Source organism: Streptomyces sp. NPDC059668, from assembly GCF_042734135.1.
Lineage (GTDB): Bacteria > Actinomycetota > Actinomycetes > Streptomycetales > Streptomycetaceae > Streptomyces.
Genome location: NZ_JBHWEL010000057.1, coordinates 30,696 through 52,672, shown reverse-complemented (window position 1 = coordinate 52,672; position 21,977 = coordinate 30,696). Strand labels below are relative to the sequence as shown.

Sequence of the window (21,977 nt, the reverse complement as noted above, 5' to 3'; positions counted from 1 at the left end):
GGGCGGCGGCGGGGGGGGGGGGGGGCGGGGGGGGGCGCCGCCGGCGGGGGGCGCGCGGGGGGGGGGGGGGGGGGGGCCCGCGGGGCGCGCGCCCCCCCCCCCCCACCCCCCCAATGTCCTACGGCTGCGGCCGGCCGCTCATTGTCACGGCGGCCACTGCTGCTACTGGCCCTGCTCGTCGCGGCGCCGCTGCCATCGTTGCTCGATGCGGTCCATCATGGAGCGGCGCTGTCTGGCCTGGCGACGCGCGGCGGGTGCGCCGGGCGTCGCCGGTTGTTCTCCCGGCTTGGGAGCCTTGCGCCAACCGGTGACAGCGAGCACCGCACAACCCAGCATGACAAGAAAACCCACCACGCTCAGCCAGATCTGTACGGCGACCATTCCGGCCATGAGGAGCGCGATACCCACCAGGAAGCCCGCGACCGCCTGGTAGACCCGTCGCCGGGTGTACGTACGCAGCCCGCTTCCCTCAAGCGCTGTCGCGAACTTGGGATCTTCGGCGTACAGCGCTCGCTCCATCTGCTCGAGCATTCGCTGCTCGTGCTCCGAGAGCGGCACGGCGTCCTCCTCATCGTGCAGTCGCCGGGGCGACCGGGGGTCCCCTTCAGGATAGGCAGGGAATCGCCCCCGTGAAACCCGCCCCTCTGCGCCAATTCGCCAACCGGAACCCGCCATGGCACCCCGATCCACTGAGGCGTCCATTCCCCAGCGACCGGCCCGTCATGCCGGACGGTCTCCCTCGATCATACGGCGCCGAGGGCTCGATCGGGTGGCCTGTGGCGTACTCCATCTGCCGCCCCGCCCCTGATCAGGGGCGCACCACGGCGGACGACTCAGCCCTCGTCCGCCCCTCGCGTCTCACCGAGCACATGAAGCTGCGTGGCCACGGAGTGGAAGGCGGCGAGTTCCGCCGCCGCGGCCTCCAGCTTCAGGAGGGCTTCGAGCGCTCCCGGTTCGGTGTCCACGAGGACTCCGGGGACCAGGTCCGCGAAGACCCGTACGCCGTGCACCGCGCCGACGCGCAGGCCCGCGCCCTCGACGAGCGCGGTGAGCTGTTCGGCGGTGAAGCGGTGGGGCACGGGGTCGCCCTCGCCCCAGCGTCCGTCCGGGTCGGCGAGGGCGTGCCGGGCCTCCTTGAAGTGTCCGGCGAGGGCGCGGGCGATCACCGCGCCGCCCAGCCCGGCGGCGAGCAGGCTGAGGACGCCCTCGGGGCGCAGGGCGTCCACCACGTTGCGCACGCCCTCGGCCGGGTCGTCCACGTACTCGAGGACCCCGTGGCACAGCACCGCGTCGTAGCCGCCGCGCCGGACGACGTCGAAGAGACCGTGGGCGTCGCCCTGCACTCCCTCGACGCGGTCGGCGACACCGGCCTCGGCGGCCCGGCGCTCCAGCGCGAACAGCGCGTTCGGGCTGGGGTCGACGACGGTGACGCGGTGGCCGAGGCGGGCCACGGGCACCGCGAAGTTGCCGCTGCCGCCCCCGGTGTCGAGCACGTCCAGGGACTCCCGCCCGGTCGCCTTGACCCGGCGGTCGAGGGCGTCCTTGAGGACCTCCCAGACCACGGCGGTACGGAGAGAAGCGCGGGGGCGCATCGGGTCCGACACGGCAGTTGACTCCTCGGCGCGGCACCGCCTCGGGTAGGGCGGAGCGATCGGGGGGCCTCCCGTCGGGAGGCATCAGGCGCCTCCACCCTATTGCCTCCACCGCCGTACCCGATCCTCCGTCTCACGCGCCGGATCACGTGGTGGATCACCCGCCGGATCACGTGGTGGATCACGTGTCGCATCACATCGTGAACCGGCGTGGATCACGTCATGAACCGGCCGGCGGGTCAGGTACGGCGGTCGGGTGACGGACCGGACACCGGATCAGGCGGTGGTCCGCACGGCGGGCGTGCGGTCCACCGCTCCAGGCGGTCCACGGCTTCGGCGCCGGTGCCGGTGCGGGCGCCGGTGCCGGACGGCGCGCGTCCTGGTCTCCCTCCCCCGCGCGCGGTCAGCCGGCGTCCGGGACCCCCCTGCCCCCGTCCTGCCGTGGCTGGGGCAGGACGGGTTGCAGGACGAGCATCCGCTCGACGATGCGCAGGAACATCGCCACGTCGCGTATGAGGTCGTCGGCGTCGCGGTTGCCCGCCGCGCCCTGGATGCCGGCCTCGGCTCGGGCGCGGCGGCCGGCTCCGGATGCGAACAGGGCGCTCCACTCGGTCAGTTCGGGCGCGATCTCGGGGAGCACCTCCCAGGCGCTGCGGATACGGGCCCGGCGCCGGGGGGTGGGTTCGGGGCGTCCCCGCGCGGCGAGGACGGCGGCGGCGGTGCGCAGGGCGGCCAAGTGGGCCGTCGCATAGCGCTCGTTGGACGTTTCCAGGACCGCCGCCTCCTCGAGTCCGGCGCGGGCCTGGGCCAGCAGGTCGAGGGCGGCGGGCGGGGCCGTGGTCCGGCGGAGAACGGGATGCACGTCGGCCGCCGGGCCGGTCAGTGAGGGGGCAGGGCCGGTGGCGCGGCGCCGGTGGGCGGCTGCTGCGGAAGAGGTGGCCATGACGAACCTCCTGTCGTCTGTGTGACGGCACTGTGGCCGTATGTGCCCATCGTGAGGTATGCCACTGACAATCCGTTCTGACCTGCGCCTTTGCTTCGAGCGAAGGTTCGCGTTAGTTTTTGCACTGACCAGTCAGTTCAAAAATATGCAGGGGATGGGGACGCTGTGGACGGTCCGCACGGACTAGGTGTCACGGCCACGGGCTTCGGACTCCAAGGGCCCCGCGGCTGGGCGTTCCGCGGAGTGGGGGTGACCGCGGAGCCCGGCTCGCTGATCGCCGTCGAGGGTCCTTCCGGATCCGGCCGGACGTGCCTGCTGCTCGCCCTCACGGGCCGGATGCGGTCCACCGAGGGGAGCGCCGTCGTGGGCGGATCGGCCCTGCCGAAGCAGATGGCCGCGGTGCGGCGCGTGAGCGCGCTCGCCCACGTCCCGGGCGTCACCGACCTGGACCCGGCTCTGACCGTCGGCGAGCATCTGCTCGAACGGGCGCTGCTGCAAAGGCGGTTCGGGGGGTCCGTGCGGGGGCTGTGGCGCCCGAGGGCGGCGCGGGCCGCCGAGACGGAACGGCGGATCGACGACGCGCTGACCGCGGCGGGGCTGGACCGGGAGGCCCTGCCCAAGGGGTCCCGGACCGCCGTACGCGATCTGGAGCGGCTCGAAAGCCTGCGGCTGTCCGTCGCGCTGGCCCTCGTCGGCCGCCCGGGGCTGCTCGGCGTCGACGACACCGACCTCAAGCTGTCGGACGCGGAACGGACCGAGGCCTGGGCCCTGTTGGAGTCGATCGCCGCGTCCGGCACCACCGTCGTCGCGGTGTGCAGCGAGGCCCCCGAAGGGGCGGTCACGGTGTCCACGTCCACCGCGCGGACCGGGAAGCCCGCCGGAACGGGCGACGACCCCGACGGGCCCGCCGACCCCCGCGAGCCCGCCGCCCCCCGCGAGACCGCGGACCCCCACACGACCGACGACAAGGAGACGGCCGATGCGCTCACCGAAACTGGCCGCTCTTGAACTCAGGCGGTTCGGCCGGGGCAGGCTCCCGCGTGCCGCACTCGCCGCGCTCCTCCTGCTGCCCCTGCTCTACGGCGCCCTGTACCTGTGGTCCTTCTGGGACCCGTACGGCCGTCTCGACCGCATCCCCGTGGCCCTCGTCAACGACGACCGGGGGGCGACGGCCGGAGGCACCAGGGTCAGGGCGGGCGACGACATCACCAAGGGGCTGCGCGACAGCGACACCTTCGAGTGGCACGAGGTGAGCGCCGCCGAGGCCCGCAAGGGGGTCGAGAACGGCACGTACTACCTGTCACTCACCATGCCGTCCGACTTCAGCAGCAGGATCGCCTCCAGCTCCGGTGACACGCCGGAGGCGGGCGCGCTCCAGGTGCGTACGAACGACGCGAACAACTACATCGTCGGGCAGATCTCGCGCACGGTCTTCAGCGAGGTGCGCACCGCGGCCTCCACGAAGGCGTCGCGCTCGTTCCTCGACAAGATCTTCGTCTCGTTCTCGGACATCCACGGGGAGACCGAGAAGGCCGCCAAGGGGGCCGACCGGCTCAAGGGCGGGATAGGCAAGGCCAAGAAGGGCTCCAAGGACCTCGCGGACGGCCTGGAGGAGGCCGAGAAGGGCAGCGGGAAGCTCTCCACGGGCCTGCGGAAGCTCGACCGGGGCGCGGGCGACCTGGAGGACGGCTCGCGGCAGGTCGCGGACGGCACCAGGACGCTCGCCACCAAGGTCAACGGCGTCGCGGACAAGGTGGGCCCCTTCCTGAAGGCCAACGAGAAGTCGATCGGCGACACGGCCCGCCTCGTCGCCGACTCCGCCTCGGCGGTCCGCCACAACCTCGGCACCCTGGTGGAGGCGGCTCCGGCCGCCGACAGGGGCGCCCACACGGCCTCCACCGTGCTCGACACCGTCTACAAGGCGCGCTGCGAGACCCTGCCGGTCCCCGACCCCGCCTGCCCCGATCTCAAGAAGGCCAAGCAGGCCGCCGCTGACGTGGCCACGGTCGCCGACGACCTCGACACGCTCATCGACGACCAGGGCGGCGATCTCGACACGCTCGACCGGAACCTGGGCACACTCCAGAAGCAGGCCCGTGCGCTCGCGGACCGCTCGCCGCACCTCTCCGAGGACCTCGACGACGCCGTGTCCAAGATCAACGCACTGGACTCCGGCGCCGCGAAGGTCGCCGCGGGCGCCGAGCGGCTGCACACCGGGCTCGGCACGGCCAGGACCGGCGCGGCCGACCTCGACACCGGTGTCGGCCGGCTGACGACGGGCGCGAGCGATCTCGACGGGGGCATCTACCAGCTCGTCGGGGGCTCCGGGAAGCTGGCCGGCGGCCTGCACGACGGCGCCGGCAAGATCCCCGACTACGACCGGCAGGACCGCGACCGGCGCACCCACGTCATGTCCGACCCGGTCCAGCTAGCCTCCAGGGACCTGCACAAGGCGCCCAACTACGGCACCGGCTTCGCCCCGTACTTCATCCCGCTGTCGCTGTGGGTGGGCGCGATGGTCGCCTACATGCTGATCCCGCCCCTCAACCGGCGGGCGCTCGCGGCCGGCGCCTCGGCCTGGCGCATCGCCCTGGCCGGCTGGCTGCCGGTGGCCGCCCTGGGGGTGCTTCAGACCGCGGCCCTGATGTCCGTGCTGCACTGGGCGATCGGCCTGGAGATGGTGCGGGCGGCCGGGACGGTCGGCTTCCTGTTCCTGGTGACGGCGTGCTTCGCGGCCGTCGTCCAGTGGCTGAACGCGCGCTTCGGAGCGGCCGGCCGGATCCTGGTGCTGGCCCTCCTGATGCTCCAGCTGACGTCGGCGGGCGGCACGTACCCCGTCCAGACGAGTCCGCGCTTCTTCAACGCGATCCACCCCTTCCTGCCGATGAGTTATGTCGTCGAAGCCCTCCGCAGACTCATCACCGGCGGCGGCCTGGGACCGGTCTGGCAGGCGTGCGCCGTCCTCACGGCGTTCACCGCGGGGGCCCTCGCGCTCACCGCCCTGTCGGCACGCAACCGGCAGGTGTGGACCCTGGACCGCCTTCACCCGGAGCTGAGCCTGTGACAATCAGGGCCATGGAAAGCAGCAGCACCACGGCAGGCGGCGGTCGCCGCGAGGCCACCCGGCAGAAGCTCTACGAGGCGGCCGTCACCCTCATCGCGGAACAGGGTTTCTCCGCCACCACCGTGGACGAGATCGCAGAGCGCGCCGGGGTCGCCAAAGGCACCGTCTACTACAACTTCGCCAGCAAGGCCGTCCTCTTCGAAGAGCTGCTGCGGCACGGCGTGGGACTCCTCACCGCCTCCCTGCGCGAAGCGGCGGAACGCACCGAGCGCGAGGGCGGGACGAGAGTCGACGCCCTGGACGCGATGATCCGGGCCGGGCTCGTCTTCATGGACCGCTACCCGGCCTTCACCCAGCTGTACGTGGCCGAGGTGTGGCGCACCAACCGGGCCTGGCAGTCCACGCTCATGGTGGTCAGGCGGGAGGCGGTCGCGGTCGTCGAGGACGTGCTGCGCGAAGGCGTGACGGGCGGAGAGCTCAGCGACGAGATCGACGTCCCGCTGACCGCGGCCGCTCTGGTCGGCATGGTCCTGGTGGCCGCCCTGGACTGGCAGGCCTTCCAGCCGGAGCGTTCCCTGGACGACGTCCACGCGGCGCTCTCACGGCTGCTCCAGGGACGGGTGAGCGGCAGCCGCTAGGACGCCCCGTCGGGCCGTCGGGGCCGGACCCGCGCGAGAGCGCCGGTCCGGGGTGGCCGCGTCCCCCGCGGGCCACCCCGAACCGGCGCTTCGCCGTACTCCCCCGTGTTTCCCCGTCGGGCCCCGTCCGGTCGTCCCCCGGGTCCCCCGTGCCTCACTCCCGCCGACCGGGCCGGCGGAAGGAGCGGCCAAGAGCGCGAGAACCGTTCCGCCGCCCCGTGTCGGCGGTGCCGGAGCCGCGCCCCCTTCCGTGCCTCCACTCTCCCGTTCACGCGGGCCGGACCCCATCCGTCCGGGTACTCATCTCTCCCACTGGGTACGGATACCTACTCCTGGGCGCTCATGCCCAGGACGGACCGTCGTCGACTGGTTACGATCGCTGCCGTGTCCGTACTCCCCCTGGTCTTCACCAGCGGCTGGGCCAGCGGCATCAACGCGTACGCGGTGGTGCTGCTGCTCGGCGTCTTCGGCGCGACCGGTCTGAGCGACGACGTCCCCGAGTCCCTGCAGCGTCCCGACGTCCTCATCGCGGCGGGCGTCCTCTTCCTGTGCGAGGCCGTCGCCGACAAGATCCCGTACGTGGACACCGTGTGGGACTCGGTGCACACCGTGGTCCGGCCGGTGGCGGGGGCGGTGGTCGGTGCGCTGCTCGCCGGTCACAGCGGTTCGCTCCCCGATCTGGCGGCGGGCGCGATCGGCGGCTCGACCGCGCTGGCGAGCCACGCGGTCAAGGCCGGGACGCGGATGGCGATCAACACCTCGCCCGAACCGTTCAGCAACGTCGGCATGAGCATCGCCGAGGACCTCGGGGTCGCCGGGGTCCTGACGTTCGCGATGTTCCACCCCGTGGCCGCGGCGGTCATCGCGGCCGTGCTGCTGCTCGCGGGCCTGCTGACGCTCTTCTTCCTGGTCTCCCGGATCCGGCGGTTCCTGCGCCGCCGGGCCCAGCGCCGGGAGGAGCGACGGCTCGCCGCACACGTCGGGCCACCCCCCGGCTGACCTCCGCGGGACGCCCCCGGCCAGGCCTGTCAGTGGTGGCCGATAGGGTCGCTGGCATGGGACGGATTGCGGTGATCGGCGCCGGGATGGGCGCGATGGCGGCCGCCGCCCGGCTGGCCGTCGCGGGCCATCGGGTGGTGGTGTACGAGCGCGCGTCGACGTACGGCGGAGCGGTGGGCCGCTTCGAGCGTGACGGCTTCGTGTTCGACACGGGCCCGGGTCTGCTGCGGGTGCCCGCCGTCCTGCGCGATCTGTTCGTCAAGACGGGCAAGGAGCCGCTGGAGGCCTGTGTCGACCTGGTCCAGGTGGACCCGTCCGCGCGCCATGTCTTCGCCGACGGCACGGAGGTCTCGCTGCCGAACGCCTCCCGCGCGGGTGTCGTCGCCGCCCTCGACCAGGCGCTCGGGGAGGGCGCGGGCGAGCGGTGGGGCGACTTCCTGGTGCGGGCCCGGGAGGCCTGGGACCGGACGCGGCGGCCGCTCCTGGAGGAGCCGCTGTGGCCGAACTGGCAGGTGCTCGCCGACCGCGAGCCCTACCCCGCGGTGTCGCACAGAAGGCTGCTGCGCACCCGCCGGGCCGGCACGCTCGCCGAGATCGGCGCGTGGGAGCTGCGCGAGCCGCGCCTCGCCGCCCTCCTGGAGAGCCACGCCCTCGCGTACGGGCTCGACCCGCGCGTCACCCCGGCGAGCGCGGCGGTGCTTCCGTACATGGAGCACGCCTTCGGCACCTGGTACGTGCGCGGAGGCATGCGGGAGCTGGCGCGTGCGGTGTACGAGCGGTGCCTGGCCCGCAGGGTGGAGTTCCGCTTCGGGGCGCCGGTCGGACGGATCGTGGAGAAGGACGGACGGGCGGTGGGCGTCGAGCTCGCCGAGGGCCCCTCTCCCGCTCACGGCTCCACGGCGGCGGTCGAGGACGCGGACTTCGTGGTCGCCGGTGTCGCGCCGGAGACGCTGGAGCGCCTCGTCGCCGGGACGGCGCTGCGCGGCGGTGCCGAGGTCGCGCCGCAGCGGGGCGTGCCGAGCCGGCTGACCGTGCTGCTGGCGCTGCGCGGCGGGCGCCCCACGGGGGTCGCGCACCGGACGGTGGTGCACACGGCCGACCGCGCGGCGGAGCTGGAGGGTCTCTTCGGTGAGCGTCCCGGATTCCCCACGGCGCCCACGGTGACGGTCTCCCGCCCGGACGACCCCGGTCTCGCACCCGGCACGGAGCACGAAGCGGTCACCGTGACGGTCACGGTGCCCGCGGGCCTGCGGGTGTCGGAGGCGGACGTGGAGCGGGTGCTCGACGCCACCCGGCGCGCCGTGCCGGACGTGCGTGAGCGTCTGCTGTGGCACGAGGTCCGCACCCCGGCCGACATCGCGGAGGCGACGGGCGCCGAGGGCGGCGCGGTGCCCGCACCCGCGCTAGCGGCGGCAGCCGGCCGGCTGCTGCACCCGTCGAACGGCACCCTCGTGCCGGGGCTGTTCACGGTCGGTGGCTGGGCGCATCCCGGCGGTGGCCTTCCGCACGCGGGGATGTCGGGTGCCCTGGTGTCCGGGCTGATCGTGGAGGGACCGGACTTCCGGGGCTCCCAGTGAGTTCGAGGGGGCCCCGGGGCACAGCCCTGGGGGCCACCCGCACCGGCCCTGTCCCGTCCCCGCGCCGCTCCCGCCCCTGAGTGCGGTCAGTACCGGTACTGCTCGTCGAACCCGGTGCCGTTCCCGTTGCCGTTCCCCTGGCCGTTCCCGTGCCCCTGCCCGTTGTCCGGGTACGGGTACTGCTGCTCGGGCGGGAGTTCGCCGCCGTACTGGTCGTCGGTGCTGCGCTGCTGCGGGACCCAGACGCCGCCGGCCGGGGTCTCGCCGCCGTAGCCGCCGGTCGCGTACTGGTCCTGGCCGTAGCCCTGCTGCTGCGGGTACTGCTGATCGCCGCCGTACGTCATGTCGTACGCGGCGCCGTTGTAGGTCTGCGTGCCGATGTACGGGTCGGAGTAGGCGGCGTACTGCTGCTGCTGGCCGTTGTCGTAGCCGTACTGCTGCTGGTCGTAGCCGGAGTAACCGTCGTACGCGTAGGCCTGCTGGTCCTGGGCGGGGGCGGCGGCGTAGGGCTGTCCGGACTGACCCGCGGCGGCCGCGTAGGCGGCGTCGCTGTAGACGCCGTACGAGCCGGTGTCGTCGGGCAGGGGCTGGGGCTCGTACACGGCGGTGTTCCCGGTCGCCGTGAGGTCGCCGGAGCCGGTCGGCATGAACCGGTCGGAGTGCGCGGGCGTGAAGACGTCGTCCTCGCGGGTGAAGTCGTCGTCGCCCTGCGGATACCGCGCGCCCTCGGCGGCCTCCTGCTCCGCCTCGAGGTCGGAGACCTCCGGCGCCGCATCCTCGCGGTCCGGCTCGCCGCGGCGGCGCTTGCTCCGGCCCGAACCCTTGTCCGGAGCCTGCTCGGCCGCCTGACGGTTGCCCACCGCCCAGCCGGCCGCGAAGCCGCGCCGGAACGACAGCGTGACGTAGGTCTGGCCGACCGCGAAGGCGGCCGCACCCAGACCGACGACGATCACGGACGGGATCAGCACACCGAGGACCACACCGGCGAAGCCGACGAAGGCGAGCAGCCGGTAGCGCAGCCGCGCCTTGTACTGCAGCAGGACCTCACCGAGGAGCCACAGTGCGACGATGCCGAAAGCGATATAGAGGACCGTCAAGCCCATGTACGCCCCTCTCCCAGTGGCCGCTACGCAGTGTGTCGTACGTGGGTGCGACCGGTCTAGGCCTGCTGTGGGTGGTGCAGGCCCAGATTCTCGTAGATTTCCAGCGTCGCCGTGGAGTTGTTCAGCGTAATGAAGTGCAGTCCGGGGACGCCCTCGTCCAGCAGCTTCGCGCAGAACTCCGTCGCGAACTCGATGCCAATGGAGCGTACAGCCGCCGGATCGTCTTTGGCTGTGAGGATCCGCTCTTTCAGGACGTCCGGGAACGAAGCGTTACTGAGCTGTGGAAGCCGTTCCAGCATCTTCACACTCGTCACCGGCATGACCTCGGGGATCACCGGTGTCCCGCAGCCCGCCGCTCCCACCCGGTCGCGCAGCCGCAGGTACGACTCGGGCTGGAAGAACATCTGCGTGATCGCGTAGTCCGCGCCGGCGCGGCACTTGTCGACGAAGTGCGTGACGTCCGTGTCCCAGTCGGCGGAGCGCGGATGCATCTCGGGGAAGGCGGCGACGCCGACGCAGAAGTCGCCGGACTCCTTGATGAGACGGACGAGGTCGGCCGCGTAGGTCAGGCCCAGGGGATGCGGGACCCAGTCCCCCATGGGGTCGCCGGGCGGGTCACCGCGGACCGCGAGCATGTTCCGGATCCCCGCGTCCGCGTACTGGCCGATGATGTTGCGCAGCTCGGCCACGGAGTGGTTGACGGCGGTGAGGTGGGCCACCGGCGTGAGGGTGGTGTCGGCGACAATCTGTTCGGTCTCCCTGACCGTGCCGGCACGGGTGGAGCCGCCCGCGCCGTAGGTCACGGAGACGAAGTCGGGGGCGACGGCCTCGACCCGGCGCAGCGCGTTCCACAGGTTCCGCTCGCCCTTGGGGGTCTTCGGCGCGGAGAACTCGAACGAGTACGTCTTCTTGCCGGACGCGAGCATGTCGCTCACGATGCGTGCGCGGTCAGTCCTGGTGGAGGCAGATCCGAGGGCCATACTCGCAGGTTAGCCAGGGGGCGGCGGTCACCCAACCGAACAGCCGAGAATTGTCCGGTTCGTCGGCTTCTTGTCCACCCCTCGGACAGCGGGCGGGACGGCCACCGCCCGGCGGGTCGGCCGGACGGGCCGTGGGCCGGGCCGGCCGCGGGCGGTCAGGCCTGCCGCAGCCGCTTGGCGAACTCCGACGCCGCCGCCCCGGGGTCGTCCGCCCCGGTGATCGCGCGGACGACGACGACACGGCGGGCGCCCGCCTCCAGCACCTCGTCGAGGTTGCCCAGATCGATGCCGCCGATGGCGAACCAGGGGCGGTCGGTGCCCAGCGCGGCGGTGTGGCGGACCAGGTCGAGGCCGGGTGCGTGACGGCCGGGCTTGGTGGGGGTGGGCCAGCAGGGGCCGGTGCAGAAGTAGTCCACACCGTCCTGGACGGCGGCGGCCGAGGCCTCCGCCGCCGCGTGGGTGGAACGGCCCATCAGCACCTGGTCGCCGAGGATGGCGCGGGCCGCGGGGACCGGGAGGTCGCCCTGGCCCAGATGGAGTACGTCGGCGCCGGCCGCGTGGGCGACGTCCGCCCGGTCGTTGACCGCGAGGAGCTTGCCGTGGCGGGCGCAGGCGTCCGCGAAGACCTGGAGGTGCTCCAGTTCCTCGGCCGCCTCCATGCCCTTGTCGCGCAGCTGCACGATGTCGACGCCGTTCGCCAGGACGGCGTCCAGGAACTCGGCGAGGTCGCCCTGGCGGGTGCGCGCGTCCGTGCACAGGTAGACGCGGGCGTCGGCGAGGCGGGCGGCGTTCTCGGGCATGCGTGTGTCCCCCGTGGTGCTGCGGTGCGTACGGACCACGGCGGCCGGGGTGGCCCTGGGCCTGCCGTGGTCCGTACGCCGGACGTGTTGTCGGATCAGACGGCGAGCGCCTGGGCGCGACGCTTCACCTCCGTGCCACGATTCTCGCTCAGCGCCTGCGCGGGGGTGCCGGGCAGGGTCGGGTCGGGGGTGAAGAGCCACTCGAGCATCTCTTCGTCGGAGAAGCCGTCGTCCCGCAGGAGCGTCAGGGTGCCGGTGAGGCCCTTGACGACCTTGTCCTCGTCGACGAAAGCGGCGGGGACGTGCAGCGCGCGGTTCTCACCACGGCGTACGGCGATCAGCTGGCCTTCCTTGACCAGCTGCCGGACGCGGGTCACCTCGACGCCGAACTGTTCGGCGATGTCGGGGAGGGTGAGCCAGGCGGGGACGAGAGCATCGATCTTTGCGTCAATCTCGGTCACGGGACAAGCCTGCCATCCCGGACTGACACTCGGTACCCGAGCGCCGCCCGTCCCGCGTCAGAAGCGCGTGAATACCGCGGAAAGCCTCCGATTTCCGGCACGGCGCGGCATGCACGCGAGGCACCCGGCGCGCGGCCGGACGCATTCCCTCGCCCGACCCCGTGGCACCCGACCCCGCGGCGCCCGGCCTGCTGGCACTCGGCCGTCCGGCCGCCGTCGCCGCCCGGCGGGGCGCCCGGCGGGCCGGCCCCACCCTTCGCGTCGCGCACCCGCCCAGCCGAGTGACGGCCTTCAGCCCGTGGCGTCCTTCAGCGGACGTGAGTGGTCCGAAAGGATCTCCGGGTCCAGTGGCATGCCCGCCTCGATCAGGCGGCGGCCCTGGGCGAGGTCCCGGGGGCGCCCCACCGCCAGAAGGGCGACGAGGCGGGAGTCGCGCAGCCAGCAGACCGTCCAGGCGGCGCCCGCGGGGTCACCGCGCCAGACGGTCGTGTCGGCGGGCGCGTGATGGCCGACGTACTGGACGAAACGGCCGAACTGCTCGGACCAGAAGTACGGGACCGGGTCGTACGCCACCGGGGCCTCGCCGATGATGTTCGCGGCCACCGTGCGCGGTCCCTGCAGGGCGTTGTCCCAGTGGTGGACGAGGAGGCGCTCCTCGTACCGGCCCGAGGGGAAGGACGCGCAGTCGCCGACCGCGTAGACGTCCGGCACGGAGGTGCGCAGGTGGTTGTCGGCCACGACCTCGCGGTGGGCTCCGAGCTCGATGCCCGAACCGGCCAGCCAGGCGGTGGCGGGCCGGGCACCGATGCCGACGACCACGGCGCCCGCGGGCACCCGGGACCCGTCGTCGAGCACCACGGCGCCGGGCTCGACGCTCTCCACGCGCGCGTGGGTGCGCAGCGAGGCCCCGCTGTCCGCGTACCAGGCGGCCATCGGCGCGGCCACCTCGGCGGGCAGTGCCCCGGCCAGCGGCCGGTCGGCGGCCTCGACGACCGTCACCGCGCACCCGGCCTCGCGTGCCGCCGTGGCGAACTCGGCGCCGATCCAGCCCGCCCCGACCACCACGATGTCGTGCTGCCGCGCGAGCACCGGGCGCAGCCGTTCGGCGTCGTCGAGGGTGCGCAGCAGATGGACGCCGGGCATGCCCTCCGCGCCGGGGAGCTGGATCGGTTCCGCGCCGGTCGCCAGGACCAGGAGGTCGTAGCGCACCTGTCCCGCGGCGGTGTCCAGTTCATGGTCCCCGGGGCGCAGGGCGAGCGCCTCGCAGCCGAGCTTCAGTTCGATGCCCAGTGCCTCGAAGTCGATGTCGAAGGCGGAGTGCTCGGCCTTGCCCAGCAGTACCGCCTTGGACAACGGCGGCCGGTCGTAGGGCTGGTGCGGCTCGGCGCCGATCAGTGTCACGTCGCCGGTGAAGCCCTGTTCGCGCAGGGCGACCGCGGTCTGCACACCGGCCATGCCCGCGCCCGCGATGACGACCCGGCGTGCCGTCGGCCCCTGCGTCTGCCCCTGCGTCTGCTCGCTCACCTGATCACCATAGACAACTGACAATCCGTCAGTCAGCGGACGTGCTCGGTGACCTGTTCCACAATGCGTCCCGGTGTCAGCCGGTCCGTCCGGTGGGCGGGGTCCCGGCCGCGTGTCAGATCTGTTCCACCACGCTCGTCCCGCCGCCCGCCCGCGACTCCCATTCCCAGGTCTCCTCCAGCCGCACCCGGCCGTCGGAGAGCTCCACCACGACGGACACGCAGTGGCCGCCGGAGGTCGTGCCGTCCCGTCCCAGCTGTACGTACCGGAAGTCGAGGCGGTCGCCCTCCCGGGTCCCCACGAGACGGCCGCGGACGACGTCCCCGCCCGCGTACTCGGCCCAGACACCGCCGTTCTCCTCGTGGTACGTGAACCGGGTCGCGGTCCCCACCTGGCCCGGTGCCTGGTCGGCGACGGGGGCGAGGACGAGGCCGTCGAGCGAACGGGCCATGGGCGGAGGCTCCCTTACTGAGTCGTGCGGCGGCGGGCTAGGGTGGTCAACGTAGAGCACTCGCGGGAGCCCGGACGCACCGGGCTGAGAGGGAGGCTGGCGGCCTCCGACCGTACGAACCTGATCCGGGTCATGCCGGCGAAGGGAGGGGCTGGACGCCCATGTCGCGTACACCGGCGGAGAGGTCCGTCACGTCCGACGTCCTGGTGGTCGGGGGCGGGATCATCGGGCTGGTCACGGCCTGGCGGGCCGCGCAGCGCGGGTTCTCCACGGCGGTCGTGGACCCGGAGCCCGGCGGCGGGGCCGCGCAGGTCGCCGCGGGAATGCTCGCGGCCGTCACCGAACTGCACTACGGCGAGCAGACCCTGCTGGGTCTGAACCTCGCCTCCGCGCGCCGCTATCCGGACTTCGTCGCCGAGCTCACCGAGGCGACGGGCCAGGACCTCGGCTACCGCCGGTGCGGCACGCTGGCCGTCGCCCTGGACTCCGACGACCGCGCCCATCTGCGGGAACTGCACGCGCTGCAGAACCGTTCGGGGCTCGACTCGGAGTGGCTCAGCGGCCGCGAGTGCCGCCGGCTGGAGCCGATGCTCGCGCCCGGTGTCCGTGGCGGTCTGCGCGTCGACGGCGACCATCAGATCGACCCGCGCCGCCTCGCGAAGGCCCTGGTCACGGCGTGCGAGCGGGCCGGGGTGGTGTTCCACCGGACCTGGGCGGAGCGGCTGACGGTGGTCCGGGAGCGGGCCACCGGGATCGTCACCACGGGCGGCGACGTGCTGGGGGCGACGCAGGTGGTGCTGGCCGCGGGCAGTCTCAGCGCGAGGCTCAAGGGCGTGCCCGACGACGTGCGGCCGCCCGTGCGCCCGGTGAAGGGGCAGGTGCTGAGGCTGACCGTGCCGAAGCGGTACGCGCCCTTCCTGAGCCGCACCGTGCGCGCCGTGGTCCGCGGCGGCCAGGTCTATCTGGTGCCGCGCGAGAGCGGCGAGCTCGTCGTCGGCGCGACCAGCGAGGAGCTGGGCTGGGACACCACCGTGACCGCGGGCGGGGTGTACGAACTGCTGCGCGACGCCCATGAGCTGGTGCCAGGGATCACCGAACTGCCGCTCACCGAGACACGGGCCGGACTGCGCCCCGGCTCCCCCGACAACGCCCCGCTGCTCGGCCCGACCGGGCTCGACGGACTGCTGCTGGCCACCGGCCACCACCGCAACGGCGTGCTGCTCACCCCCGTCACCGGAGACGTCATGGCGCACGTCCTCACCTCGGGGGAGCTCCCCGAGGAAGCGCGTCCCTTCACACCCCACCGGTTCAGCCCGACACGCACGGAGCAGCCCGTATGAACATCCTCGTCAACGGCGAGCACCGGCTCGTCGCCGCGGACACCGCCCTCGACACGCTCGTCGCCACCCTCACCGCGGCGCCCTCCGGTGTCGCCGCCGCGCTGAACGAGACCGTCGTCCCGCGCACCCGGTGGTCGTCCACGTCCCTGCGCGAGGGCGACCGCGTCGAAGTCCTCACCGCTGTCCAAGGAGGCTGACCATGGCCGACGATCCGTTCGTCCTCGGAGGGATGTCCCTCTCCTCCCGGCTGATCATGGGGACGGGGGGTGCGCCCAGCCTCGACGTGCTGGAACGCTCGCTGGTGGCGTCCGGGACGGAGCTGACGACGGTCGCGATGCGCCGGGTGGATCCCACGGCGCACGGCTCCGTCCTGTCCGTGCTCGACCGGCTCGGCATCCGGGTGCTGCCGAACACGGCGGGGTGCTTCACCGCGGGCGAGGCCGTGCTGACCGCGCGGCTCGCACGGGAGGCGCTCGGCACCGACCTGGTCAAGCTGGAGGTCATCGCCGACGAGCGCACCCTGCTGCCCGACCCGATCGAGCTGCTCGACGCCGCGGAGACGCTGGTCGACGACGGGTTCACGGTGCTGCCGTACACGAACGACGACCCCGTGCTCGCACGGAAGCTGGAGGACGTCGGGTGCGCGGCGGTCATGCCGCTCGGCTCACCCATCGGCTCGGGCCTGGGGATCCGCAACCCGCACAACTTCGAGCTGATCGTGGAGCACGCGCGCGTGCCGGTGATCCTCGACGCGGGGGCCGGTACGGCGTCGGACGCGGCGCTGGCGATGGAGCTGGGGTGTGCCGGGGTGATGCTCGCCTCGGCCGTGACGCGGGCGCAGGAGCCGGTGCTGATGGCGGAGGGCATGAGGCATGCCGTGGAGGCGGGGCGTCTGGCGCGACGTGCCGGGCGGATTCCGCGGCGGCACTTCGCCTCGGCGTCCTCTCCCGCGGAGGGACTGGCGCGGCTGGATCCGGAGCGGCCTGCCTTCTAGGGCGGGTCCTCACGAGCACCTCCCGTCGGTCGCGCGCGGCTGTTTCCGGCCAGGCGGAACGAGCGGGGCCCGGGGTGGGGGGCCCGCCGTCGGCGGAGCGCCCCGCGTCACCTCTTCGGCGCGATGTGCGTCACAGGTCGGCTGCAGTCCCGCCCCGGTACGGACCGGAAAGGTGGGGGCCGGCGGCGACGGCTCGTAGACTCGCCTGCGTGGATACGACCCTTCAGGACCCGCTTGTCGGGCAGATGCTCGACGGCCGCTATCGCGTCGACGCCCGGATCGCGGTCGGCGGGATGGCCACGGTCTACAGGGCCCTGGACACGCGCCTGGACCGTGTGCTCGCGCTCAAGGTGATGCACCCGACGCTGGCCGCCGACGTCTCGTTCGTCGAGCGGTTCATACGTGAGGCCAAGTCGGTGGCCCGGCTCGCCCACCCCAACGTGGTGCAGGTCTTCGACCAGGGGGCGGACGGGTCGTACGTCTATCTGGCCATGGAGTACGTGGCGGGATGCACCCTGCGCGACGTGCTGCGCGAGCGCGGGGCGCTCCAGCCGCGGGCCGCGCTGGACGTCCTGGAGCCGGTGCTCGCCGCGCTCGGCGCCGCGCACCGCGCCGGGTTCGTGCACCGCGACATGAAGCCGGAGAACGTCCTGATAGGGGACGACGGCCGGGTCAAGGTGGCGGATTTCGGCCTCGTACGGGCCGTGGACACCGTCACGCAGACGACGGGGTCCGTCCTCGGCACGGTGTCGTATCTCGCACCCGAGCAGATCGAGCACGGCAGCGCCGACGCCCGAGTGGACGTGTACGCCTGTGGAGTCGTCCTCTACGAGATGCTCACGGGTGGCAAGCCGCACTCCGGTGACTCCCCCGCCCAGGTGCTCTACCAGCATCTGCACGCGGACGTGCCGCCGCCGTCGGCCGCCGTGCCGGGCATGCCCTTCGCGCTCGACCGGCTGGTCGCCGCGGCCACCGCCCGCGACCCCGGGATGCGCCCGCACGACGCGGTGACGCTGCTCGGCCAGGTGCTGGAGGCGCGGGCCGGGCTCAGCGCCGAACAGCTCGACGCCGTCCCGCCGCAGGCCGTCACCGCGGGCCACGACAACGCGGAGGACCGTACGAGCGTGATCCCGCGCTCACTGTCCGTGCCGCGTCTGCTGCCGGTGAACGAGGACGAGGGGGCCGGCGGGGCCGACGCGCTCAACCGGACCAGCCGGTTCGAGCAGACCGGTCTGGCGGCCTCCGAGCCGCCCGTACGGCGGCGCGGCTCACGCCCCCGGCGCGGAACGATCGTGATCGTCACCGCGATCCTGCTGGCGCTCGGCCTCGGCGCGGGCGTCTGGTACATCAACTCCGGTCAGTTCACCAGGGTCCCGCTGCTGCTGGCGAAGACCGAGACGCAGGCCAGGTCGCGGATCGAAGCGGCCGGTCTCGACGTCGGGCGGGTCGAGCACGCGTACAGCGACACCGTGAAGCGCGGCACGGTGATCAGCAGTGATCCGCAGCCCGGCGCGCGGATCCGTGACCACGACTCCGTGTCGCTGACCGTGTCGGACGGCCCGAAGACGGTGCGGGTGCCCGACCTGAAGGGCTTCACGCTGTCCAAGGCGCGGGAGGTGCTGGGGGACGAAGGGCTCGCCGCGGGAATGATCACCCGGGAGTTCAGCCAGGACGTGCTCAAGGGTTCGGTGATCCGTACGGAACCGGACGCCGGCACGCGGCGGCACGCCGGTTCGGCCATCGCCCTCGTCGTCAGCAAGGGCAGTCCTGTGGAGGTCGCCGACGTCACGGGGACGTCCGTCGAGGACGCCACGGCGGAGCTCGAACAGGCCGGTCTGAAGGTGCGGATCGCCGCCCAGCGGGTCACCTCGGAGTTCGACAAGGGGCAGGTCGCCCAGCAGTCGCCGGACGCGGGCAGCGAGGCCGCCACGGGCGACACCGTCACCCTGACGGTGTCCAAGGGCCCCGAGATGGTCGAGGTCCCGGACGTGGTGGGCGACAGCGTGGACGACGCGACGAAGGCACTGGAGGACGCGGGGTTCGGGGTCAACGAGGACCGTGGACTGCTCGGGCTCTTCGGGGACCACGTCAAGAACCAGTCGGTGGACGGCGGCAAGACCGCGCCCAAGGGGTCGACCATCACCATCGAGATCCGCTGAGCCGGTCCGGAACCCGAGGAAGCGGTCCGGGGCGGGCCGCCGAGCGGACCCCGAAGGTCCGCCGACAGGGTGCGCCGGAGCGCGTGACACCCTGAAGGGTGTGACCAGCAAGCAGCTCCGCAACCCCGTCGGCGGCCATGTCCCCGTGGCCGGCGGCCTCCACTCCGTCGGTCTGGCCTACGCGCGCGAGATGGGCGCGGAGACCGTCCAGGTCTTCGTCGCCAACCCGCGCGGCTGGGCGACACCGGCCGGGAACCCGAAGCAGGACGAGGAGTTCCGCGCGGCCTGCACGGAAGGCTCGATCCCCGCCTACGTGCACGCCCCGTATCTGATCAACTTCGGTTCGCACACCGCGGCGACGGCCGAGCGGTCGGTGGAGTCACTGCGTCACTCGCTGCGCCGGGGCCGGGAGATCGGCGCGCTCGGCGTGGTCGTGCACACGGGGAGCGCCACCGGGGGCCGGGAGCGCGCGGTGGCCCTCGCACAGGTGCGCGCACACCTGCTGCCGCTGCTGGACGAGCTGACCCACGACGACGACCCGTACCTCCTCCTGGAGTCGACCGCGGGCCAGGGCGCCTCGCTGTGCTCGCGCGCCGGGGACTTCGGGCCGTACTTCGAGGCACTGGACGCCCATCCGAAGCTGGGGATCTGTCTCGACACCTGCCACATCTACGCGGCGGGCCACGACCTGACCGGGCCGGACGGGATGCACCGGACCCTGGACCTGCTGGTGGACACGGTCGGCGAGGGGCGGCTCAGGCTGATCCACGCCAACGACTCCAAGGACGTGGTCGGCGCCCACAAGGACCGCCACGAGAACATCGGCTCCGGCCACATCGGCGAGGACCCGTTCCGCGCGCTGATGACCCACCCCGCCACCGAGGGCGTACCGCTGATCATCGAGACGCCCGGCGGCAAGGAGGGGCACGCGGCCGACGTGGAACGGCTGAAGAAGCTGCGCGACGGCTGATCCCGCGGGTGGGGAATACCCCCTAGGGGTATGTGGTTGGAAGTGGACGGTTCCGCTCGTACGGGGACCGTCACCTTCACTCCGGGGGCCACTCATGCGGCACGACACGCACACCAGCTCCGAGACGCACGCCCACACCCACGCCATGGGCGGGGTCACCTGGTCCGCGGCTGCACAGGCCACCCTGCACTGCCTCACCGGCTGCGCGATCGGTGAGGTGCTCGGCATGGTGGTGGGCACCGCGCTCGGCTGGGGCAACGTGCCGACGATGATCCTGGCGATCGTCCTCGCCTTCGTCTTCGGCTACTCGCTCACGCTGCGCGGAGTGCTCGGGGCCGGCGTGGACCTCGGGGCCGCCCTGCGGGTCGCGTTCGCCGCCGACACCCTGTCCATCGCGGTGATGGAGCTGATCGACAACGGCGTGATCGCGCTGTGGCCGGACGCGATGGACGCGCACCTCGACGACCTGCTGTTCTGGGGCGCGCTGGCCGTCTCCCTGACCGTCGCCTTCGTGGTGACCACCCCGGTCAACCGGTGGATGATCGGCCGCGGCAAGGGCCACGCCGTGGTGCACCGCTACCACCACTGACGCACGCGCCCGCGCGCGCCGGGTCAGAGCTCGGGGCCGTCCCCCGGCTCCTCCTGGTACGAGTAGCGCTGCTCGCGCCACGGGTCACCGATGTTGTGGTAGCCGCGTTCCTCCCAGAATCCGCGGCGGTCGGCCGTCATGTACTCGACGCCGCGGACCCACTTGGGCCCCTTCCAGGCGTAGAGGTGCGGGACGACCAGACGGAGCGGGAACCCGTGCTCCGCCGTCAGCAGTTCGCCGTCCTTGTGGGTGGCGAAGATCGTGCGGTCGGAGGCGAAGTCGTCGAGGCGCAGGTTCGAGCTGAACCCGTACTCGGCCCAGACCATCACATGGGTGACGGCGGGCGAGGGCGGGGCGATCTCCAGGATCGCGCGCGCGGGGATGCCGCCCCATTCGGCCCCGAGCATGCTGAACTTCGTGACACAGTGCAGATCGGCCATGACCGAGGTGTACGGAAGGGCCGTGAACTCCTCGTGGGTCCAGCAGTGCTTCTCGCCGTCGGCGGTGGCCCCGAAGACCCTGAACTCCCAGCGTTCGGGGCGGAACTTGGGTACCGGACCGTAGTGCGTGACGGGCCAGCCACGTTGCAGGCGTTGCCCCGGCGGAAGCTCCGACTGTGCCGCCGCTCCCGTTCCTCGCTCCACCGGCTGACCCATGACTCCATCCTGACAGACCCGGGACGGTGTCCATGACCAGCACAGCCCCTATGGGGGCAACTCCTACTAAGCATGCACTTACTGGACGACCTGGGGTGCCGATGCGAGGATGCGGCGCAACCTGCCCAGTTCCCCCCGCTTGGAAGGAGCCTCTGCGATGCAGGGCGACCCCGAGGTCATCGAGTTCCTCAACGAGCAGCTCACCGGCGAGCTGACCGCGATCAACCAGTACTTCCTGCACGCGAAGATGCAGGAGAACTTCGGCTGGACGAAACTCGCGAAGTACACGCGGCACGAGTCCTTCGACGAGATGAAGCACGCGGAGGTACTCACCGACCGCATCCTCTTCCTGGAGGGCCTGCCCAACTACCAGCGGCTGTTCCACGTCCGGGTGGGGCAGACCGTGACCGAGATGTTCCAGGCCGACCGGCAGGTGGAGGTCGAGGCGATCGACCGCCTCAAGCGCGGGATCGAGGTGATGCGCGCCAAGGGCGACATCACGTCCGCGAACATCTTCGAGTCGATCCTCGAGGACGAGGAGCACCACATCGACTATCTGGACACCCAGCTGGAGCTGGTGGAGAAGCTCGGTGAGGCGCTCTACATCGCACAGCTGATCGAGCAGCCGGAGAGCTGACCCGGCGGCGGGACCGGTGGCGGGACTAGGCGGCCTCGGCCGTCACCGCGGGCACCGGGTGACCCGCGAGACCGGAGAGCTCCGCGAGGGCCGGCCTGCCCTGGTCCGCGAGCTCCCGGCGCGGGCAGGCGCCGCGGCCCAGCAGGGACTGGATCTGGCGGACGCACGAACCGCAGTCCGTGCCCGCCTTGCTCACCGACGCGATCTGGCGCGGGGTGCAGGCGCCGTCCTCCGCGTGCTTCTTCACCTGCGCCTCGGTGACACCGAAGCAGCTGCAGACGTACACGCGGTTCACCTCCGGGCCGGGGTCGACAGGTCATGCCCTCCCGATGAACGGTGAGGCTAACCTAACCTTACCCGCCACCCCTGTTCCGGAAAAGCGCGAAGGGGGGGGGGGGGGGTGTGGTTTCGGCCCCCCCCCCACCCACCCCCAAGGAAGGAAAAAAAAACCACCCTTAATTGTTGCCGGTAAAAAAGGCGGACAAGAAGTGCAGGGAGTG

Annotated in this window: 23 protein-coding genes and 1 riboswitch; of the genes, 12 read left to right on the top strand and 11 right to left on the bottom strand. The window is 72.5% G+C overall.

What is annotated here, in order from left to right; translation table 11 throughout:
• Positions 1-162 precede the first annotated feature (162 nt).
• The 3 genes from ACFV2J_RS31230 to ACFV2J_RS31220 all read right to left on the bottom strand — a co-directional run bounded on the left by ACFV2J_RS31230 (position 163) and on the right by ACFV2J_RS31220 (position 2,535).
• Positions 163-558, bottom strand: a complete 396-nt coding sequence (locus tag ACFV2J_RS31230) for a DUF3040 domain-containing protein (RefSeq protein ID WP_153291062.1) — start codon at positions 556-558, stop codon at positions 163-165.
• 275 nt (positions 559-833) lie between these two features.
• The gene (locus tag ACFV2J_RS31225; protein WP_385085387.1) at positions 834-1,604 is read right to left on the bottom strand and encodes a methyltransferase; all 771 of its coding nucleotides are present in this window, start codon (positions 1,602-1,604) and stop codon (positions 834-836) included.
• A 391-nt stretch (positions 1,605-1,995) separates the two neighbouring features.
• Complete coding sequence (locus tag ACFV2J_RS31220; RefSeq protein ID WP_385085389.1) at positions 1,996-2,535, bottom strand: SAV_6107 family HEPN domain-containing protein; 540 nt, start codon at positions 2,533-2,535, stop codon at positions 1,996-1,998.
• Positions 2,536-2,700: 165 nt separating this feature from the next.
• Between ACFV2J_RS31220 and ACFV2J_RS31215 the strand changes: the two genes are divergently transcribed.
• From ACFV2J_RS31215 to ACFV2J_RS31195, 5 genes are all read left to right on the top strand, one after another.
• A complete protein-coding gene (locus tag ACFV2J_RS31215; protein WP_385085391.1) occupies positions 2,701-3,543 on the top strand; it encodes an ATP-binding cassette domain-containing protein in 843 nt (280 codons plus the stop codon).
• Entirely contained in the window at positions 3,515-5,599 is a 2,085-nt protein-coding gene (locus tag ACFV2J_RS31210) for a YhgE/Pip family protein (RefSeq protein WP_385085393.1), read from the top strand. Before ACFV2J_RS31215 ends, ACFV2J_RS31210 begins: the two co-directional genes overlap by 29 nt.
• Positions 5,600-5,610: 11 nt before the next feature.
• Entirely contained in the window at positions 5,611-6,237 is a 627-nt protein-coding gene (locus ACFV2J_RS31205) for a TetR/AcrR family transcriptional regulator (protein WP_385085395.1), read from the top strand.
• A 384-nt stretch (positions 6,238-6,621) separates the two neighbouring features.
• Complete coding sequence (locus ACFV2J_RS31200; RefSeq protein ID WP_385085397.1) at positions 6,622-7,236, top strand: DUF4126 domain-containing protein; 615 nt, start codon at positions 6,622-6,624, stop codon at positions 7,234-7,236.
• A gap of 56 nt (positions 7,237-7,292) precedes the next feature.
• Positions 7,293-8,813, top strand: coding sequence for a phytoene desaturase family protein (locus tag ACFV2J_RS31195; RefSeq protein ID WP_385441766.1), 1,521 nt, complete (start codon positions 7,293-7,295; stop codon positions 8,811-8,813).
• A gap of 86 nt (positions 8,814-8,899) precedes the next feature.
• Here the strand turns inward: ACFV2J_RS31195 and ACFV2J_RS31190 are convergent, their stop codons facing one another.
• From ACFV2J_RS31190 to ACFV2J_RS31165, 6 genes are all read right to left on the bottom strand, one after another.
• Complete coding sequence (locus ACFV2J_RS31190) at positions 8,900-9,916, bottom strand: hypothetical protein (RefSeq protein ID WP_385085401.1); 1,017 nt, start codon at positions 9,914-9,916, stop codon at positions 8,900-8,902.
• Between the two features lie 56 nt (positions 9,917-9,972).
• Positions 9,973-10,896 (bottom strand): methylenetetrahydrofolate reductase [NAD(P)H], encoded by a 924-nt coding sequence (gene metF, locus ACFV2J_RS31185; RefSeq protein WP_385085403.1) that lies wholly within the window; start codon positions 10,894-10,896, stop codon positions 9,973-9,975.
• A gap of 155 nt (positions 10,897-11,051) precedes the next feature.
• Positions 11,052-11,696 carry a thiamine phosphate synthase gene (gene thiE, locus ACFV2J_RS31180; protein WP_385441762.1) on the bottom strand — a complete coding sequence of 215 codons (645 nt, stop codon included), beginning with the start codon at positions 11,694-11,696 and terminating at the stop codon, positions 11,052-11,054.
• Between the two features lie 95 nt (positions 11,697-11,791).
• On the bottom strand, positions 11,792-12,157 hold the full coding sequence (locus tag ACFV2J_RS31175; protein WP_385085407.1) for an Rv2175c family DNA-binding protein: 366 nt from the start codon (positions 12,155-12,157) through the stop codon (positions 11,792-11,794).
• A 291-nt stretch (positions 12,158-12,448) separates the two neighbouring features.
• Positions 12,449-13,681: an NAD(P)/FAD-dependent oxidoreductase gene (locus ACFV2J_RS31170; protein WP_385441759.1), complete on the bottom strand. Its 1,233-nt coding sequence runs from the start codon at positions 13,679-13,681 to the stop codon at positions 12,449-12,451.
• Positions 13,682-13,796: 115 nt separating this feature from the next.
• Positions 13,797-14,132 (bottom strand): hypothetical protein, encoded by a 336-nt coding sequence (locus ACFV2J_RS31165; RefSeq protein ID WP_385085411.1) that lies wholly within the window; start codon positions 14,130-14,132, stop codon positions 13,797-13,799.
• A 52-nt stretch (positions 14,133-14,184) separates the two neighbouring features.
• A riboswitch (TPP riboswitch) is annotated at positions 14,185-14,296 on the top strand.
• On the opposite strand from ACFV2J_RS31165, the gene thiO reads away from it, so the two are divergent.
• The 6 genes from thiO (at position 14,294) to ACFV2J_RS31135 (ending at position 20,184) form a co-directional block, all read left to right on the top strand.
• The gene (thiO, locus tag ACFV2J_RS31160) at positions 14,294-15,472 is read left to right on the top strand and encodes a glycine oxidase ThiO (protein WP_385085413.1); all 1,179 of its coding nucleotides are present in this window, start codon (positions 14,294-14,296) and stop codon (positions 15,470-15,472) included. (Overlaps the previous riboswitch by 3 nt.)
• Positions 15,469-15,669, top strand: coding sequence for a sulfur carrier protein ThiS (gene thiS, locus ACFV2J_RS31155; RefSeq protein WP_385085414.1), 201 nt, complete (start codon positions 15,469-15,471; stop codon positions 15,667-15,669). The genes thiO and thiS overlap by 4 nt, the downstream gene beginning before the upstream one ends.
• A gap of 2 nt (positions 15,670-15,671) precedes the next feature.
• On the top strand, positions 15,672-16,466 hold the full coding sequence (locus ACFV2J_RS31150; RefSeq protein WP_385085416.1) for a thiazole synthase: 795 nt from the start codon (positions 15,672-15,674) through the stop codon (positions 16,464-16,466).
• A gap of 209 nt (positions 16,467-16,675) precedes the next feature.
• Complete coding sequence (gene pknB / locus ACFV2J_RS31145) at positions 16,676-18,625, top strand: Stk1 family PASTA domain-containing Ser/Thr kinase (protein WP_385085418.1); 1,950 nt, start codon at positions 16,676-16,678, stop codon at positions 18,623-18,625.
• A gap of 91 nt (positions 18,626-18,716) precedes the next feature.
• Entirely contained in the window at positions 18,717-19,595 is an 879-nt protein-coding gene (locus tag ACFV2J_RS31140) for a deoxyribonuclease IV (RefSeq protein WP_385085428.1), read from the top strand.
• Positions 19,596-19,689: 94 nt separating this feature from the next.
• Complete coding sequence (locus tag ACFV2J_RS31135) at positions 19,690-20,184, top strand: DUF4396 domain-containing protein (RefSeq protein ID WP_385085420.1); 495 nt, start codon at positions 19,690-19,692, stop codon at positions 20,182-20,184.
• 23 nt (positions 20,185-20,207) lie between these two features.
• Here ACFV2J_RS31135 and ACFV2J_RS31130 read toward each other — a convergent pair whose 3' ends face one another.
• Positions 20,208-20,840, bottom strand: coding sequence for a sulfite oxidase-like oxidoreductase (locus ACFV2J_RS31130; RefSeq protein ID WP_385085422.1), 633 nt, complete (start codon positions 20,838-20,840; stop codon positions 20,208-20,210).
• Positions 20,841-20,997: 157 nt separating this feature from the next.
• Between ACFV2J_RS31130 and bfr the strand changes: the two genes are divergently transcribed.
• On the top strand, positions 20,998-21,477 hold the full coding sequence (gene bfr, locus ACFV2J_RS31125; protein ID WP_356139890.1) for a bacterioferritin: 480 nt from the start codon (positions 20,998-21,000) through the stop codon (positions 21,475-21,477).
• Between the two features lie 25 nt (positions 21,478-21,502).
• Here bfr and ACFV2J_RS31120 read toward each other — a convergent pair whose 3' ends face one another.
• Complete coding sequence (locus ACFV2J_RS31120; RefSeq protein WP_385085424.1) at positions 21,503-21,772, bottom strand: bacterioferritin-associated ferredoxin; 270 nt, start codon at positions 21,770-21,772, stop codon at positions 21,503-21,505.
• Positions 21,773-21,977 lie beyond the last annotated feature (205 nt).